This window comes from Bacteroides oleiciplenus YIT 12058, assembly GCF_000315485.1.
Lineage (GTDB): Bacteria > Bacteroidota > Bacteroidia > Bacteroidales > Bacteroidaceae > Bacteroides > Bacteroides oleiciplenus.
The window spans coordinates 132,364-150,696 of the sequence record NZ_JH992943.1 but is presented as its reverse complement, the minus strand read 5'-3'; the positions used below and the strand labels follow the sequence as shown (position 1 = coordinate 150,696).

9 protein-coding genes, 1 tRNA gene and 1 pseudogene are annotated in these 18,333 nt (G+C 40.4%); 1 reads left to right on the top strand and 10 read right to left on the bottom strand.

Annotated features, from left to right (window positions below; all coding sequences use genetic code 11):
* Positions 1-2: 2 nt before the first annotated feature.
* Together HMPREF9447_RS17105 and HMPREF9447_RS27860 are read right to left on the bottom strand one after the other, a co-directional pair.
* On the bottom strand, positions 3-1,919 hold the full coding sequence (locus HMPREF9447_RS17105; RefSeq protein WP_009131012.1) for a PAS domain-containing hybrid sensor histidine kinase/response regulator: 1,917 nt from the start codon (positions 1,917-1,919) through the stop codon (positions 3-5).
* Between the two features lie 131 nt (positions 1,920-2,050).
* A pseudogene (locus HMPREF9447_RS27860) lies at positions 2,051-2,284 on the bottom strand (Txe/YoeB family addiction module toxin); the annotation flags it as partial.
* Between the two features lie 426 nt (positions 2,285-2,710).
* Between HMPREF9447_RS27860 and HMPREF9447_RS17100 the strand changes: the two are divergent.
* Positions 2,711-6,316 (top strand): PL29 family lyase N-terminal domain-containing protein, encoded by a 3,606-nt coding sequence (locus tag HMPREF9447_RS17100; protein ID WP_009131010.1) that lies wholly within the window; start codon positions 2,711-2,713, stop codon positions 6,314-6,316.
* 260 nt (positions 6,317-6,576) lie between these two features.
* Here the strand turns inward: HMPREF9447_RS17100 and HMPREF9447_RS17095 are convergent.
* The 8 genes from HMPREF9447_RS17095 to rho all read right to left on the bottom strand — a co-directional run bounded on the left by HMPREF9447_RS17095 (position 6,577) and on the right by rho (position 18,074).
* Positions 6,577-6,653: transfer RNA gene (locus HMPREF9447_RS17095), tRNA-His, on the bottom strand.
* 92 nt (positions 6,654-6,745) lie between these two features.
* Positions 6,746-7,882, bottom strand: a complete 1,137-nt coding sequence (locus HMPREF9447_RS17090) for a CapA family protein (RefSeq protein WP_009131009.1) — start codon at positions 7,880-7,882, stop codon at positions 6,746-6,748.
* A 164-nt stretch (positions 7,883-8,046) separates the two neighbouring features.
* A complete protein-coding gene (gene folD / locus HMPREF9447_RS17085; RefSeq protein WP_009131008.1) occupies positions 8,047-8,928 on the bottom strand; it encodes a bifunctional methylenetetrahydrofolate dehydrogenase/methenyltetrahydrofolate cyclohydrolase FolD in 882 nt (293 codons plus the stop codon).
* Positions 8,929-9,101: 173 nt separating this feature from the next.
* Positions 9,102-10,421, bottom strand: a complete 1,320-nt coding sequence (gene ffh, locus HMPREF9447_RS17080; RefSeq protein WP_009131007.1) for a signal recognition particle protein — start codon at positions 10,419-10,421, stop codon at positions 9,102-9,104.
* Between the two features lie 95 nt (positions 10,422-10,516).
* Positions 10,517-12,472: an ATP-binding protein gene (locus HMPREF9447_RS17075; protein ID WP_009131006.1), complete on the bottom strand. Its 1,956-nt coding sequence runs from the start codon at positions 12,470-12,472 to the stop codon at positions 10,517-10,519.
* On the bottom strand, positions 12,469-14,280 hold the full coding sequence (locus HMPREF9447_RS17070; protein WP_044138322.1) for a tetratricopeptide repeat-containing sensor histidine kinase: 1,812 nt from the start codon (positions 14,278-14,280) through the stop codon (positions 12,469-12,471). Before HMPREF9447_RS17070 ends, HMPREF9447_RS17075 begins: the two co-directional genes overlap by 4 nt.
* 133 nt (positions 14,281-14,413) lie before the next feature.
* A complete protein-coding gene (locus tag HMPREF9447_RS17065; protein WP_009131004.1) occupies positions 14,414-15,883 on the bottom strand; it encodes a sulfatase family protein in 1,470 nt (489 codons plus the stop codon).
* Positions 15,884-16,007: 124 nt separating this feature from the next.
* On the bottom strand, positions 16,008-18,074 hold the full coding sequence (gene rho / locus HMPREF9447_RS17060) for a transcription termination factor Rho (RefSeq protein ID WP_009131003.1): 2,067 nt from the start codon (positions 18,072-18,074) through the stop codon (positions 16,008-16,010).
* Between the last annotated feature and the right edge of the window lie 259 nt (positions 18,075-18,333).

Sequence of the window (18,333 nt, the reverse complement as noted above, 5' to 3'; positions counted from 1 at the left end):
TACTATCGGCAATATTTGGAAAGCAACTCCATTAATTCATGCTTTTTGACTGGTTTCGTCATAAAATGATTGCATCCCGCCGCTAAAGCATTTTCTCTGTCAGACTCGAAAGCATTGGCAGTGAGAGCTATTATTGGTGTAATCTGATTAAACTCCCGGATGGAGGCAGTTGCTTCCAAACCATTCATTACCGGCATTCTTATATCCATAAAGACGATATCAAAGGTTTGGGCTTTGATTTTTTCAATGGCTTCTACTCCGGTAATTGCACGAGTCAGCTGATTATCTTTAAGCAATTTCTTTATTAACAGGAAATTACTGTTGTTATCTTCCGCAATAAGGATACTCAGGTCTTTTATTTTTATGGAGGAAGTTACTAAGGAATGTTCTATGTCTTTGGGACTTTTTTCTGTATCCGACATTTCAGACTTTTCGATGTATTCGACCTCGGAATATCCGATATACCAAAACTCAGAGCCTGCATTTACTTTAGACTCAAAGCCCACTTCACCACCTGTAGTGTCGGCGATGGCTTTACAAATGGAAAGTCCTAAACCGGTTCCCTGGGCAAAAGTATCCAGCTTTTCGAAACGGTTGAAGATACGGTGCTTCTTTTCATCAGGAATACCGATACCACTATCTCTTACATAGATTCTCACCCGTTCCGGTGTGCATTCATATCCCATTGTAATTTCACCTTGTGGTGTATACTTGATGGCATTCGTTACAAAGTTGGTGAACACTTGTATGAAGCGGTATTTATCGAAATATGCTACGCATTTGGTATACGGGTTTATAAATTTGAGGGTGACTTTGGGATTTTTAATACGTTGCTGGAAAGATCGGTATAATTCGTCGCAAAGCTGACATAAGTTCAATTTCTGGCGGTTTATGTCAATGGAGCCTACTTCTATTTTAGACAAATCAAGAATATCGCCGATTAATTTTAGAAGTATTTCACTGTTGGTTTCAATCAGTTGTTTATATTCTAACTTTTCTTCTGTGTCGTCAGTTTCCGTCAGTAGTTCGGAGAAACCGACAATTGCATTAAGTGGAGTACGGATTTCGTGGCTCATATTAGCGAGGAACGTAGACTTCAGCTTGTCTGCTTCTTCCGCTTTGTTTTTGGCCATAATCAAATTTTGCTGATATATAATGTCTTCAGTGATATCCCGTTGAATAAAAGTGATGATAACTACACGTCCTTCTTCGTCCTCTACTGCGCTATAAACGAAGCTATAATAACAGTAGTTTTCCGAATTTATTTCCAGGACTCTTAATGTGATTTTGTTTTCCGGGAGCTTTTGTTTGTGGGTAACGGCTTCCAGCAATGCCACGAATTTACTTCTGTCGTCAGGATGGATGCTTTCGTATATGAATTGAAGTGACCGTTTTTCGATATTCTCGACTTGGACATCGAATTTGTAGAACATGCCTTCGCTTACGTAGTAATTCCATGAAGTCAGTTTTCCTGCATTTAAAGCCAATGATAGTTCCTTTTGTGTCGATTTAATCTTTTTGTAGCTTTCAATGATTTTCTGTTCTTGCATCTTTTTCAGGGTTACGTCTTCACAAGTTAATATGTATCCCTGTCGGTTACCTTCGGAGTCTTGCATGATGGTAACTTTAGTAACGAAGTATTTCCGGATTCCTTTGATGGCTGTTTCGTAGAATTTTTCGCAGAGGTCAAAGTCATAATCTGTTTCAAAGGATACATTCAGTCCTTGTTTAAGCAGTTCCTTATCTTCCGCTGTTATATTAGGATCATCGAAAATATTAATATTGTAGATGTCTTTCATGGTTACACCGAACATCTTTAGTGTGGTGTTATTGGCGTATTTCAGGTAACCATCTCTGTCATAAACACCAAGTCCCAATGGTATATACTCAGGGACAAGCGAAAGAAGCTCATTTTCCATGTTTTTATTGCATCTCTGATGTCTTTTTTATAAGAATCTGCAAATCTATGCAAAAAAACAGAACTTTATAATTTATGGAGAATAATTATTTGTAGCATCCTACAATAATATCATAGAGAAGCTGGGTAATCTTAGCAAGGAACGTAGTTAGGTTGATAGATTTCAATCGTATCTTTATCTATTGAATAGATGATTCGGTGTTCTGAATTAATCCGCCTTGAGCATTTTTCTGCGAGTTCATATTTTAGGGGCCCAGGTTTTCCTATGCCAGTGTATGGATGTTCAGAAATATGTTTAAGCAGAGCCGTTATTTTATTCATAATTGCTTTATTGTCTGTTTTCTTCCGATGCTCCAAGTCTGTTTTTAGCTTATTTAAGTATCATAGCAGGAGACTTCATAATGACATAAAAATAATATGTTCTTTTATTGGATACAGCTTTGTTGAAATTAGATAATAAATGCTGTTCTTTATTGAAAAGCTATACAAGATTTCTAGAGAATGAAAGAGACTATTTGTAGCCTTTGTATATTTGTAAATTGGATATTTTATCCCATTTAATCCTTTATTTCTGCATAATATCCGTAAATACGACTGCTTATCTATCTTTTTGATAAGCGTACAATTGCTTCTTTGTTTTGAAGGTATTATTTTTGCAAGTAGAAAAACTGTAATAAAGAAGTTGGAACTATTGTTCTTTATTTTTCACCTTGGTAGTCGCACTTTTGGTTTTTAGTGAGAAAAAGAGTGAAGACTAGTGATTTGAAATACAAAAAACTTATATATACTGTTATGAAACGAACGCATTTTTTATTATTAGCTTTATTGTTGATAGGAGCTATTGCTTGTAAATCAGATAATGATATAGTATTGGATGTTACTTTATTTAAAGAGCAATTAAATCGAATAAATGAAGATATTAACAGCATGAGTATTTTGGCAAATGCTCTTGATAATAATATTCTTGTTGCGAATATCACTCAAGAAGGGGATGGTTGTCAAATCTCATTTGCTGATGGGAAAAAGATTACTGTTAAAAATGGGACAAGTATTAATGAGGTTCCTCTTGTTGGTATTGGAAAATGGAAAGGTGGCTATTGCTGGACATTGACAAGTGGAGGGGTGAAAACTTATTTGACGGATGAAAAAGGCAATAATAATCGTGCAAATAGAACTATCCCTAATTTGAAAATAATGGAAAAGGAGAGATGTTGGGCTATTAGTTATGATAAAGGTATAACATATATTCCCCTTTTAGATAAGAATGGGAATACTATTCAAGTGATTGACAATGGTAAGATAGATAACAATATTTCTCTTTTTAAATCTGTAACAGTAGAAGATGATGTTTTATCGCTAATTTTGGCAGATGGAACAGTGTTGAAGATGTCAATTGTAAATAAAGGTAATGCCACTATGTTAATTAATGGCACTGTAAGAATAGAGGAATCTGATGGTTTGTTCGTGGCTTCTCCTCTTGCGGAAGAAGTCTTGTCGGAGAATGGTTTTAATATTGAGGTTTTCAATGATTCCATTCCACAGCTGATTTATATAACTGATTCTAGTGATCAAATTTTAATGATGGCACGTGGCTTTTTTCAAAATCAGCCATTGGAAATTAATGCTACGACTTCTGCGTTGGCTTTTATATCATTGATGCCTCCTTTTCTTAGTGTCGCGAATAAAAACTTTAATGAGTTGACTACTACTATAGCTAATTCGGCTAATTTCCCAATTATTGTTAGTGAAATGAGTCGGATTATAGCTGAAAAAAAGGATATTTTTAGTACAGAGAATACTACTTTATTTGCGGCGGTAGGCCAACTAATTGAGAACATATGTGTTCCTAACCAAACGAGAAGTGTTGTCACAGGGATTGATAATCATCATTTAGATGTTAGGGCTATAGGGAAAACTGTCTCTATACGGAATACAGGATTGAAACCTCCTTATGAATGCCAGGTATTTTATAGCAATTCGAGGATTGCTGATGAAATAATTCCTTCTGCTTCAAGTCATGGAATTTTGGATATTCTGTCTCAAAATATGGGTGCAAATCACTATGGGGAACCTATTGATTTTGTTCTTACTGATGAAGGTAGTTATTATTTTGTTTTTGAAAAATATACAGAAAGAGCTATTTTGGCACTATCTTGGACATTAATGTCTGATCTTTGGGGAATACTTGGAGCAGGATATAGTGATCTTGAGTTAAATGGATTGATAAATAATGGTTTAGTAGCTACGCATGGTTTTGATTTTCAGTCTTATATATCATCTGTTTATGCTGGAATAACTCCTCCTGATGGCTGGAATTTTATACGTGAGGTTCTCATCTCTTTATTAAAGAATGAAGGAGTGTCTTGGGTGGAAAAGGTATTTGGAAGTGCTGTTGATGAGTTTGTAGAAGGAACTAATTTTTATAAGCAGCTAAAGAAAATAGGGGCTTTGAACTTGGAAAAAGCAACAAAAGTAATTAGCAAATTAATTGTTGTATATGATGTTTTGAAAGGTATAGGAAATAATTATACGCGAATTTTTCAAGCATACCGTGCTGAGCCTTCAATAGATTTTCATTTATGCTCGTATAATATAGGTGGTGTTACTTGTTGTACAGAGACGGAATTAAAAATAGTCAGCGGTAATAATCAGTCGGGGTTATCTGGTGAAACGCTTAAATTACCTTTGACTGTCTCTGTGAAAACTATAGCTGATGATGGAACAGAGATTATGTTTGGAGACTATCATGTCGTAAGATTTCAAGTGGTTTCTGGTGGTGGCTATGTAGGGGAAAGAAATGTAAAAAATGTAGATATAGATCCGGTAACCAAGACGGCAAGCATTGATTGGAGTTTAGGAAAACATGGAGAGCAGCTTGTTAGGGCAGTTGTTTATGATAGAATAACAGAGAAAGATATATCAGAGCCTGTTTATTTTAAAGCTTCCTTGAATAATAAAATAATAACAGGAAGTGCAAATAATATTACGAAAAATAGTGTTACCCTATCTGGCAGGGTTATTGGGTATGATATAACTGGTACAGATATGTATGGGATCTGCTATTCAACAACCCCAAGTTTTGTAAATAAAGTAATAGTTCCTGCGCATAATATTTTAGATGGAAACTTTTCGGTCAACATAGGGAAACTTATAGCAGGACAAACTTATTATTGGCGTGCTTATGTAAAGTGTGATAATGACTATGAGTATGGTGATATACAGACTTTTACAACAGAAAAAGATCCGGATACGGTTGATGGGTATCTTGGAGATGGTTTTAATGTTGGACTTATGAGAATTCATAAAATCTCCCAAAAGACAGGTTCATATAGAATGTATTTTAATGTCAGTGGTTTTGCTCCTAAAGAAGAAGTTGTTTCTTATATAGAGTGTACTTGTTTTCCTAGTGGGTATCAACAGTATGCTCAAGTAAAGTCTGTTATGATAAAGAAAGGGGGAGAAACCTATATAGATTTTGATAATTTGTATGCAGGGACAAACGAACTTTCATTAAAAGTTTTTGTCGAGAAGAATACAGATAAAATTTATGAAGATTACGGAACAAAGAGTTTCTATGTGAATTGGAAAACGTTAAAGGATGTAAAGGTAGAATATGTAGGGGATGAGATAAGTAATGTGTATAACACAGGAATAGAATGGAGAAACAAATATAAAATTACATATTTTTTTGAAGATAATCCATTAGTGATTGGGAATTCCTCAAAATATAATGGTCATCTTGGGATAGAAGGCATTACTGGATATTCACGTAGGATAGTCGGGACTGATCCAGAAGCAAATACGGAAACTCATATGATTGGTATTTCTGAAACTCAATATGATATAGACTGGACAAGGTATCATGCACAATTAAAAGAGAGTAAAGTGTTTTTTACTTATTATGAATATAATAATACAGGAGATGTTTATGGGCAAGACGATGTGGAAATAGCATCGGATATTTTTGATTATAACGAAACTCCAACAATTAAAATTACTGGTTTGGGACGCCCAAATAGGACAAGTGACACACTTGTAGATTGGGGAACAGGTGGATTCGGAGGAAGTTCAAAAGGAAGTGATGTGATTTATTGGGATTGTACTGGTAGGTTGTTCTTACGATTTGCTTCTATCGAATGCGTAAATACATTGCCTGTTGGGGCAATAGAACATAAAGAAACAACAATTGCTGGTCAATTATCTTCAGATGGGAAACATCCTATGCAATCAACAAGCTTATCTATGTTTTTTAGGCAAAATATCACTTATGATGGTACCTTGATTTTGAAGGCAACTTTTTCGAGAGGTGGAATAATGGAGAGCTCTAACTATGTTAGAATATATCAATCATCTTATAATTCTGTAGAATGGTCTATTATTTCAGGAAATAATCCTTGAGTTCTTTCTTCGTGAAGGTTTAGTATCAAAAACAGCACTTACCAAAGTAAGTGCTGTTTTTGATACTAGAATGAAAGTAAGTCACAATTGTGTCCGGGCGGTATCTAAGTTCGGATGTGCTGTTTCCAATGGTTCAAAGATACTAAAATAAATGATGCATGCAACAATACCTCGGCTTAACAAGTACATCCCCTAATCCTCTTAAAAGCCTGATATATAGCAAAAAAGAGGAAAATCATTACTGAAATTCCTCTTTCTTTTGGGGTGACTGATGGGACTCGAACCCACGACATTCAGAACCACAATCTGACGCTCTAACCAACTGAACTACAGTCACCATATTTGCGTCATTTCTCAAACGCGGTGCAAAGATAGACATTATCTTTTATATTGCAAATATTTAGAGGGATATTTTTGTAGATACCTGCATTATTTTTTATCTTCCCTAATGCCTACATTGTGTTGCTGGAGGAGCTTTCGGGCGTTTTTGACGAAGATATTCAGAGAGTTACGTGCTGTATCCGGGAGCTTTGAGGCAGGTATGGAATCAGTTGGATAGATGATATAATTTTTTTCGTTGGAGAGGGTAGGACGAGCTGTCCATACTAAATTGTATCCGCAATGGCGAACGCGAATATGGGGGATAAGTGAAGCAACTGTATCTTTTTCCAACTCTAATGTGAAGATGAGGCCACCGTCAGTATTTATCTGACTCATATTGGATATGAAATTCCCTAAAGAATAGACTACGGCATGCTGCATTCCGGTAAGACTATCAGTGCGTAACTCCATTGGCTGTATGACATGTGGATGTGAACCGATGATATGTGTTACCCCTTGTTCCAATAACCAATCTGCCAACTGTCGTTGTTCCCGGCTGGGGAGTGACTGATATTCATTTCCCCAATGCATGCAAGCAATGATGGCGCCGGGTTGCCATGCCCGTGCAGTATCAATATCTTGCTGTATGACTTTCTTGTCGATGTAGTTCACTATGTTAGGTGAAGAGGGTTTGATGCCGTTAGTATCATAGGTGTAGTTGAGAAAGGCAATACGAAATCCATTTTTATGGATAAGTAGCGGATAATGTTGGTGGCGTTCTTCTTTGTTTCTATAAGTGCCTGTGTATGGAATATGCAAGGAGTCTAGCATTAGGATGGTGCGCTCCAATCCTTTCTTTCCGCGGTCAAGACAATGGTTATTTGCAGTTAATAGAATGTCAAAACCGGCATTCTGGATGGCGTATAAAAACTCATCTGGTGCAGAGAAAGCAGGATAGCCTGTATAAGGCTTTCCACCCAAAGGGACTTCAAGATTAGCAATAGCAATATCTGCTTTACTGATTTGCTCTTTCACGAGAGAAAAACATGGAGAATAATCATAGGTCCCCTGGCTTGTACGTGCAGCTTCAAGTTGCGCTTTATGTTGCATCAGGTCACCGACAAATAATAGTGTGACCTTAGCAGGAAAAACAGTGTCAGATGCTTCGGGTACTACTTGTTCTTGTGCTACACTGCTGCATGATACAAAAAAGAAAAGTAGTGCGAGGGGGAATGTTCTTCTCATAACTATTTAGGAATTAAAACTCTTTTTTGTTTGGCGTGTATGTAGCACAAGTAAGAAAAAGAAAACTTGTGATTTTTTTTGTTGTGTGTTCATGAGTATTATAGATTAAAATAAATACCGGAAGAAGACAATTATGTCCGTTTGTCTTCTTCCGGTATTCGGGATTATTGATAGATTGCTTTTTTACCTGCCAGTAGTGTATTCTTCATCAAAGAAACGATAGTCATCGGTCCCACGCCCCCTGGTACGGGAGTGATGAATGAACATTTCGGAGCTACTTCGTCGAACTTTACGTCACCGGTCAATTTAAATCCTGATTTCTTTGTGGAATCCGGTACGCGAGTAGTACCTACATCGATAACTACGGCGCCTTCTTTTACCATTTCAGCTTTCACAAAATTGGGTTGCCCTAATGCAGCGATGATGATATCGGCTTCCTGACACTCTTTTACCAAGTCTTTGCTGCGGCTATGGCATACGGTTACGGTTGCATCTCCTGGATAAGCTTTCTGCATCATGAGTGCTGCCATTGGTTTGCCGACGATATTGCTACGTCCTAATACCACGCACTTCTTTCCGGAAGTCTCTATCTGGTAGCGTTTCAATAACTCCAGAATACCATTTGGAGTTGCCGATACATAGCAAGGCAGTCCGATGGACATACGTCCCACATTGATGGGGTGAAATCCATCCACGTCTTTACGGTAGTCAATAGTTTCTATTACTTTTTGCTCAGAAATATGTTTTGGTAGCGGGAGTTGTACGATAAATCCGTCTACATCTGCATCTTCGTTCAGTTCGCGTACTTTAGCTAAGAGTTCATCTTCTGTTACATCCGTTTCATAGCGGATAAGGCTGGATTTAAATCCGCAAACTTCACATGCTTTCACCTTAGCAGCAACGTATGTTTCACTACCACCATCGTGACCTACGAGAATCGCAGCAAGGTGAGGACGTTTACCACCTTTTGCCACAATTTCCGCTACTTCCGCAGCAATCTCTTGCTTAACTTGTTCTGAGATTGCTTTTCCGTCAATTAATGTCATATCAATATTCTTGTTTTAGTTATAATTTATCTTGTATTATTTCCGTCACTTACTATTTTTTGTGACTTCATGCATCGCAAATATAGAGCAAATAACCGAATATAGCAACAATCCCGCTGACTTCATTAAGAAAATGAAATTAGCGGGATTGTTATGCTTACAGTTTATCTTTATTATTTCATCTTCGGCATCATTTTGCCCATCTTGCTGCCTGTCACCATCTTCATCATCTTGCGAGTCTGGTCAAATTGTTTCAGCAGGCGGTTTACCTCCTGAATATTCGTGCCACTACCTTTAGCAATGCGTTGACGACGCGAGCCGTTCAGAAGAGCAGGATTGCTGCGTTCTGCCGGGGTCATGGAGTAAATGATAGCTTCAATGCTCTTGAATGCATTGTCATCAATATCAATATCTTTGATAGCTTTGCCCACACCCGGTATCATGGAAGCCAAGTCTTTCAGATTACCCATTTTCTTGATTTGGGCAATCTGGCTCAAGAAGTCATTGAAATCGAACTGGTTTTTGGCAATCTTCTTTTGCAGGCGTTTTGCTTCTTCTTCATCATATTGTTCCTGTGCGCGTTCTACCAGTGAAACAATGTCACCCATACCGAGGATACGGTCTGACATACGCGAAGGATGGAACTGGTCGATAGCATCGAGCTTTTCACCCGTACCGACAAACTTGATGGGTTTGTTCACTACCGAACGGATAGAAAGAGCGGCACCACCACGAGTATCACCATCCAATTTTGTCAGTACTACACCATTGAAGTCAAGACGTTCGTTAAATTCTTTTGCCGTATTCACAGCATCCTGGCCGGTCATGGAGTCTACTACAAAAAGAATCTCATTCGGATTAATCGCTTTTTTGATAGCTGCGATTTCGTTCATCATCTCTTCGTCTACAGCTAAACGTCCGGCAGTATCGACGATGACCACATCATATCCTTTTGCTTTAGCTTCCTGAATTGCATTTTCCGCAATCTTCACCGGGCTCTTACTATCCGGTTCTGAGTACATCGGAACTCCAATCTGCTCTGCCAATACGCGTAATTGTTCAATAGCAGCAGGGCGGTATACATCACAAGCCACCAACAGCGGTTTCTTGTTCTTTTTTGTTTTCAGCATCCGCGCCAGCTTACCTGAGAACGTCGTCTTACCCGAACCTTGCAGACCGGACATCAAGATAACTGCCGGCTTTCCTTCCAAGTCAACCTCGGCCGTTTCGCCACCCATCAACTGGGTCAGCTCATCGTGCACGATTTTTACCATTAACTGGCTGGGTTTTACGGCTGTCAGCACGTTTTGTCCCAATGCCTTTTCCTTAACGGTATCTGTGAAAGTCTTAGCTACTTTGTAGTTTACGTCGGCGTCCAACAATGCCTTACGTACATCTTTCAGGGTTTCTGCAACATTGATTTCGGTGATTTTTCCTTCACCTTTCAGAATTTTAAACGACCTTTCCAGTCTTTCGCTTAAATTATCGAACATGATGATATAATTCTATTTATAAATTACAAATTACTCTTATTGAGGCGCAAAAGTACAAAAAATCCACGTATCTACCTTCATTTGAGGCAAGAATATTATTCAGTCGAGGTAGCGGGATAGGTGAAAAGAATAGTCGGACCTTCTTTGCTGTCGGGAATTACTTGATAGGTGCCACCGAAGTGTTTCAGCAACAGATGGTTGACATCGTTGCGCAAAGCAGAGTCTTGATTGGCGTATTTAAGGTCTGCCAATGGGCAGTTAGTAACTTTGAAACATAATATCTCTCCGTTTTTGTCTAAAGTGAATTGAAGGTCACGCTCCTCTTTGAAGGAAGCAAGAGGGCAGATAAGGATGCTGACAATGAGTTGCATAATCCGGTTGGTGTCTGTATGGATAATGTACTCGTCAATGTTGCTGTGGAAATGAGTGTGCAAAGTAGGATTCTGCATATGTGCCATCCCTACGGCATCGTTGCAGAGTTGTACGATGTCGTAATCGCTCATCTGAAACTTCATCATACCGGCTTCCAGGCGTGACAGGTCAAGCACATTGTTTACCAAACGCATTAACTGTTCTGTGTTTTGCTGAATGATGTCTGCATATTCTTTGCGAGTAAGCTCGTCTACCTCCACTTCGTTGGCTATGATTTGTGAAAAGCCTAATACTCCATTCAGTGGTACCCGGATGGCATGGCTCATATTAGATAGGAAGCGATTTTTCATTTCATTAGCTTTTTCTGTCTGCCGGGTGGCTTTCTGTGTTTCTTTTTCCGATATTTTCAGAGCCCTTCTTATCCGGTTGATGCGGAACATATAGGCGATACATAGAACAAGTATAATTGAGAGGCTGAGGAGAATTGTCACTTGCACGTGGCTTCTCAGTTTTCCTTGTTCCCATACTAATTGATTAAGGTGGTATATATCTTTGATTTCTTCGAGCTGTTTGGCTGATATGGCCACAGTTAATGAATCCTGAATACGATTGGATTTTTCATAGAGTGGCAAAGCTTCCTGATGTTTGCCCATTTCTTGCAGGATATCAGCTTTGCGGGCCAGTTGTTTGGCATAGTCCATCTGACCGGAATCAAATTCTTTCATCTTTATTAAAACTGAATCAGTATATGCAAGTGCGGTTTGGTAATCTTTCATGTAGCGGTAATACTCTGCACGGGCATCCTGATACATGGCAATGTATGGAAGGTAACTTTGCGGAGTTATGTAATTCTGTGCCTTTTCTATATGATATTTTGCGGAATCCGCTTTCTCTATACCAATATAATATTGGGCATGAAATATTTCAGAGAATAAGAAAAGGTTGAAATACGAATCGTACATGTCAGGATATTGTTTCAGTAAATCATCTATTAGCCGGATATTCTGCTCCAGATAAGCTTTCAGGCTTTTGTAGTCATTCTGACCTTTACTGTATAGAATGAGTTGTCCCAATACATTTATCTGAGTACTGGTGTGTATGGGTTCTGAGAAGAGTTCATGAGCCTTTTGCAGAACTTCTCCTTCTTCTTGTTTGCGGTTGGTTTCGTGGTATGCATTTGCCAAACACAGATAGGCAATCACGCGTCCGCCTGCATTGTCCAGTGCTTCCGCCTTTTCCTGCATCTTCAAAGCCTCATTGATTGCATACTCATATTTCTCCTTATAAATATAGGTATAAATGAGCAATTTTTGTGCATTGAAATACATCTGCCAATATTGCATGCGTTCGGCAATGGGCAACAGGTAGTTCACCAGCTTGCTGACGCTGTCCGCCTCATTCTGATTATAGTAATGTAACAGTTTGTAGTAAGTGCCGCTGGCTTTATATTTGTCATTCTTTTGAAGTTGTGCCTCTTTGAACATTTCCTCTGCATATTCTATGTAATGTGGGGAGTTTTGTTCTGTGAGTACAAGCTTTTCCAGTAACTTAAGCCGGGTAGAATCATGGGGAAGTGCATGTAACTCATTCAATAAGCTGTCCGCAGCAGTGGAATGTGCAGTTGCGGAAACAAACACGCATTGTAGTGCAAAGACAAGTATGAATAAAATCCGTTTCATACCATACTCTCCTTTCTGTTGACAGAATGAACGGGATGGGTGAATTGGAAGCGGGATCCGTTCTTGTATTCGGGGTCGATCCATATTTTGCCACCGAAGCGTTCCACTATTAACTGGCAAATAGAAAGTCCTAATCCGCTACCTTGTGCATTTTCATTCAGCTTCTCAAAGCGGTTAAATATCTGTCCTTGCTTTTCCGGAGCTATACCACAGCCTGTATCGGTTACGGTAAATATAGCTGTTTCTTCCGTTTGCATATCAAGTGACAGGGTGATACTGCCTTCTGTAGTGAATTTGGTTGCATTAATCAGTAGATTGATGAGTAACTGCTGGAGGCGTGCTTCATCCGTATATATTTCGAGTTTCTCTAAAGAAGTGTCGAACAGTACGGAAGCAGCTGTCTGCTTTATTTTTTCTACGGTGTCTACAACATTACGGCAGATGAATACGGCATCATTATTAGCAAAGTGAAATTGCATCTTACCTATTTCCAGACTTGAAAGGTCTACAACATCATCTATCAGTTTTAATAATAAATCAGAGTTCTGCTGAATAATTTCATTGCACTGTTGGCGGGTTGCAGCATCGATATTGGCGTCGGTCAGAATGCCGGAAAATCCCGATAGAGCATTCAGTGGTGTCCTTATCTCGTGGCTCATATTCGACAGGAAAAGACTTTTGGTACGGATGGAATTTTCTGCTGCCTGTCGTGCTTTCTCCAGTCTGAGCTGGGAGTTGGCCAGCCGCCTATTGATTTTACGAATATAAAACACTGATACGGAAGATATGGCTAAGATAAGTATGCAGCCTATGATGGAATAGGAAAGTAACTGGTTGCGTTGGCTTTGATTGTTCATTTCAAGGCGGTCCACCTGATATATGGTTCGCAAAAGGTTGATTTGAGAGGAGTAATTGCGGGCATTGATAGAGTCGCGGGCGGCATTGATGTCCTGATATGCTGTACATGCTTCTTTGGGCTTTCCTCGTTGGGTGTACAGATATGCCAACGCATTTTTCATCTTCAGATACTTGTTGTAGGTATTGGCACCGTTGGTGTGGTCTGTTAGTTCGTTATATAGCTCTATAGCTTGTTCGTCATTCCCTGTACTTTTGGCATATTCGGCCTGTATATATTTCAGGATGGAACTGTGGAAATAGAATGGGTAATATTCATACCACTCTTCAGCCTCTTGAATATACTCTCGGGCTTTGTCCGGATTGTTTGCATAAAGATAATAATAGGCTTGAAAAATATTCTCCATAAAACGACTGTGGTGGTCGTCATTCACCTGTTCCATCTGCTCCAAATAAGCTTGAGCCTCGGGCATACGTTTCAATCTGACGAGAGTAGGGGCTAACTGGATTAATACTCTTTCCTTGAGTTTTCCGGAGTCGGGGATTTTATTCAGCTTATTCATGGCTGTCTCATACTCTTCAATGGCTTCATTAATCATGTTGGCACTGAGGTAAGTATCTCCTATTGCATAGTGAGCTATGGCTATTCCGGTATCATATCTCATTTGCGTGGCTTGCCGTAAAATGTTGTTCGCTTTCTCCAATGCTTCACTGATTTGCCCATCGGCTGCAAGGGCATAGGCGGCCATTTGGTGTATGAGGAACATACGTTTATAATCCTTTTTCTTCCGGTATATCTCTGCCAGTTCGTCTTCCCACCGGAGAATATCGCTTAACTTTGCTTCCAGGGAATAGCCTAAGTTATTATCCATTAATTGTTCAACAAGGGGTATACGCTTATCTTCCGAATCCTGGTTTGCAGAGAGGATGTAGGAAGTACCGCAAAAGAACATCAACAACAATAATATTATCGTTTTACTGAGCCTCACCTTGTTTATTCCGATATTTATTTGATTATTTGCGACAAAAGTAACTAAAAAGGACGAGATATCCGAAAATGTCTCGTCCTTTTTGCATTTTGATGTTTTATTTCCGATTGGTGATATCTCGCGAGCAAGGGCCTTCGTGATGCGGATATCCGGGAGTGTGACTTCTCCATCTTTTGTCTGCTTCTGTTTTTAGGTTGCGATAATCATCTTTTGTTCGTTGGATGTAGTCGTCTAACAAAGCGCGGTGTTCATTAAGAATCTTGGTGTATGCCGGGTCATAAGCAAGGTTATGTTGTTCTCCTTTATCTTTTTCCATATCATATAATTCTTCACCGTTACCTTCCAGATAGTGGGTATATTTGTAGCGGGGACTGCGTATCATACGTCCGGGACTGACGATTACTTCGTATTCGCTGTGCCATTCAGATGTAACGTACGGATGTTTCTGCGTCTGCTCTTTTCCTCTCAGTAGAGGAGCGAGGCTGATTCCCGGTTTATCTGCCGGAGCGGGTAGTCCGGCCAGTTCACAAAGGGTAGGCAACAGGTCAAGAGTGGGCTGTGTCAGCAGATTGTCTATCGGTTTTTCGCGTTTCTGTATGCCCGGGCCTGCAATGATGAAAGGAACATTGGTCACTTCATCATAAAAGCTGACTTGCTTGGTCACCATGCGATGTGAACCCATTCCATCGCCGTGATCTGCCAGGAAAACAATGATGGTATTTCTACCTGCGGGGGTGGAGTATAGAGCCTGAAGAACCTGTTCTATCTGTTTGGAAACTATCTTCGTGTAGTGCCTGAAGGCGGCGATGTAGTGGCGATAATTCTCTTCATTCCAATGTGCGGCCTGCATCATGCGGCGGTGGCTGCAACAAATGTATTGAATGGGTACGGGTAGTGCATTCCAGTCTTTCACTTCGAAATTTTCCGGTAGGTTGGGTAATGGGGCACTGATAGGCTTGTCGATATGTTCTCCTTTATTTTCACCTACGTATCCGCAAATATTGTGCGGGTTCTGGAAGTCTACCACACAAATAAACGGTTCTTTACCTGGATTGCTCAGATAGCTTACGGCATCTTCACATGTACCTACGTCAAGGAAACTATCGTTGTTTACGGGAAATTCCGGATCTGTAAAAGGTTTGGCGTCAGGTTCCTTATGGCTGAACCCTCTTAAAGCTCCCATATCATGTGTTTTCCCGAAATGAACGGCTTGGTATCCGTTGGCGGAAAAAATGCTTCCCAGTGTGGGAATATTTTCCGGTAGCAGAGGATTGATGTGTTCGGCTGAATTAGAACGTACGTTGTTCTGGTGTGGCATCAGACCGCTCCACAAGGCTGCGCGTGAGGGTTGACTCAGGGGACATCCCACATAAGCATTGGCGAAAACTACACCTTGGGCAGCGATGCTATCGATGGGCGGCGTGCAACTATCGCCATTACCGTAGGCACCTACTACGCGTTGTGTTAGATGGTCGCATTGTACAATAAGAAAATTGGGTGATTGCTGTGCCCACATGGGGAGACTGCATAGAGTCAGTCCCATTGTAGAATAAAAGGTCTTCTTCATGGTTTCAGAATTTTTTGTTCAAGTTAGACAGGCAAATGTAGGGAAAAGGGGGAAATAAAAAAGCTTCCAATTACATTTTTGAACGTAATTGAAAGCTTTTGTACGATATTGTAAGAGGATAGTCTTAGCTGTTCATGCTCAATAGGAATTCGTCGTTGTCTCTGGTCTTTTCCATGCGATCCTTCACGAAGTCCATAGCTTCTATCGGGTTCATGTCGGCCAGGTATTTGCGGAGTATCCACATGCGGTCCAGCGTTTGCTTGTCCTGCAACAGGTCGTCGCGGCGAGTGCTGGAAGCAACAATGTTGACGGCAGGGTAGATACGCTTGTTGGACAAATTGCGGTCGAGCTGCAACTCCATGTTACCTGTACCCTTAAATTCTTCGAAGATAACTTCATCCATCTTAGAACCGGTGTCAATCAACGCAGTAGCCAGAATGGTGAGTGAGCCGCCATTCTCAATGTTACGGGCAGCGCCGAAGAATCGTTTGGGCTTATGCAGCGCGTTAGCGTCCACACCACCGGAAAGTACTTTACCGGAAGCTGGGGAAACCGTGTTGTAAGCACGTGCCAAACGGGTGATAGAATCAAGGAAGATAACTACATCATGACCACATTCCACCAGTCTTTTTGCTTTTTCCAGTACGATGCCGGCGATCTTTACGTGACGTTCGGCAGGCTCGTCGAAAGTAGAAGCGATAACTTCAGCATTTACGGTGCGTGCCATGTCGGTTACTTCTTCGGGGCGCTCATCGATGAGCAACATAATCATGTAAACTTCTGGGTGGTTTGCTGCAATAGCGTTAGCGATGTCTTTCATCAAGATGGTCTTACCGGTCTTGGGCTGTGCCACAATTAGTGCACGCTGACCTTTACCGATAGGAGCGAAGAGGTCGACTACGCGGGCAGACATTGAGTCGGAATAGCCACCTTTGCACAGTCTGAACTTCTCATCGGGGAACAGTGGGGTAAGATGTTCGAAAGGTACACGGTCGCGCACGAAGGCTGGGTCACGTCCGTTTATTTTCTCCACTTTTACCAATGGGAAATATTTTTCTCCTTCTTTCGGCGGACGAATAACACCATCTACAACATCGCCGGTTTTCAGGCCGAAGAGTTTGATTTGTGATTGTGATACATAAATATCGTCCGGTGAGGAGAGGTAATTATAATCGGAAGAACGAAGGAAACCGTAACCGTCCTGCATAATTTCCAGTACACCGGTTCCGGTCAGGATATCATCGAATTCGTATACTTTTTCACGTTCAATCACAGTTCTGCGTTCTGGGACAGGAGCATAGTTTTCACCACCGTTTTGTGGCTGCACAGGACGCTGCTGTTGCACAGGGCGTTGGTTGTTATTGCGATTGTTATTATTGTAAGGAGTATTGTTATTGTTGTCACGAGGACGAAGACGTGGGCGTTGTGCCATTGCAGGTGCAGGTTCTGTTATGGGTGCCACTGCAGGAGTTTCAGCTTTGGTAGCTTCGAATTTACCGAGAAGTTCAGAAGGAAGTTCCACTTTTTCGGTCGGCAGGTCTTCGATGGGAATAAAGTCGTCTTCGGGTTCTGACAGAATAGGACTATCTTCCACTACGACTTTTTTTACTACTTGCGGCGCTACCACTTTCGGAGCTGGTATTTTAGATGTTGATGTTTTGGGCGTTTCGGCTTCAAAACTTAGCTCCGGTTCTGTTTTCTGGGGCTCTTCTTTTACAATCGGCGCGGGCGTTTTTTCTTCTGATTTGGCTTTGCGCGGACGTCCCGGCTTACGCTTCGGGGTGGTAGAATCTTCGGCCTTTTCGGGAGTGGCGGTTACGGTTACTTCAGGAGCTTTTTCTGCTGCCGGTGTTTTTGCTGCCTCTGTTATTGGCCTTACCTTGGCGGATGCGGCTGTAGCCTCAGCTTTTGCCTTGGTGAGATCACCGTTTTTATTGGCGGTGAAAACTTTGTCAGTACTCTCTTTTTTCACGGTTACGCGGGTACGTTTCTCTTGTCTGTCTACTTTACGCTCTTCTTTCAGCTTTTCAGCGGCAACCTTCTTGGTAGCACCTGCGATGGCTTGTTCATCAAGTATCTTGTAAACAAGTTCTTCTTTTTTTAGTGAGTCTGTTTTTTTGATACCCAGTTCTTGGGCAATAGTTTGAAGTTCCGACAAATTTTTGTCGTTCAATTGAATGATATTATACATACAGTATATATGTGAATGATTTAATATTTCTTTTGTTATTGGACAGATATGCTCACACAGCTGCGGTTGTCGTCACAAGCAACGTGGCAAATATACCTTTTTATTTAAAATACTATGGTTATGGGATATTTATTATTGAACCGGAAATCTGATTAACTACCCGCACTTAGGAGTTGCAGATTGTTTCAACGGCACAAAGGTAATAAATATTTTTGGTTTCATAAACAATTCGTCTTTTTTTTAATTTTAAAACTTTATC

Bases quoted from the DNA above. Each gene is read 5' to 3' on its own strand.
- folD (WP_009131008.1), bottom strand. From the start codon at position 8,928: ATGACATTAATTGACGGAAAAGCAATCTCAGAACAAGTTAAGCAAGAG.
- HMPREF9447_RS17100 (WP_009131010.1), top strand. From the start codon at position 2,711: ATGAAACGAACGCATTTTTTATTATTAGCTTTATTGTTGATAGGAGCT.
- HMPREF9447_RS17075 (WP_009131006.1), bottom strand. From the start codon at position 12,472: ATGAAACGGATTTTATTCATACTTGTCTTTGCACTACAATGCGTGTTT.
- HMPREF9447_RS17065 (WP_009131004.1), bottom strand. From the start codon at position 15,883: ATGAAGAAGACCTTTTATTCTACAATGGGACTGACTCTATGCAGTCTC.
- HMPREF9447_RS17105 (WP_009131012.1), bottom strand. From the start codon at position 1,919: ATGGAAAATGAGCTTCTTTCGCTTGTCCCTGAGTATATACCATTGGGA.
- rho (WP_009131003.1), bottom strand. From the start codon at position 18,074: ATGTATAATATCATTCAATTGAACGACAAAAATTTGTCGGAACTTCAA.
- HMPREF9447_RS17090 (WP_009131009.1), bottom strand. From the start codon at position 7,882: ATGAGAAGAACATTCCCCCTCGCACTACTTTTCTTTTTTGTATCATGC.
- ffh (WP_009131007.1), bottom strand. From the start codon at position 10,421: ATGTTCGATAATTTAAGCGAAAGACTGGAAAGGTCGTTTAAAATTCTG.
- HMPREF9447_RS17070 (WP_044138322.1), bottom strand. From the start codon at position 14,280: ATGTTCTTTTGCGGTACTTCCTACATCCTCTCTGCAAACCAGGATTCG.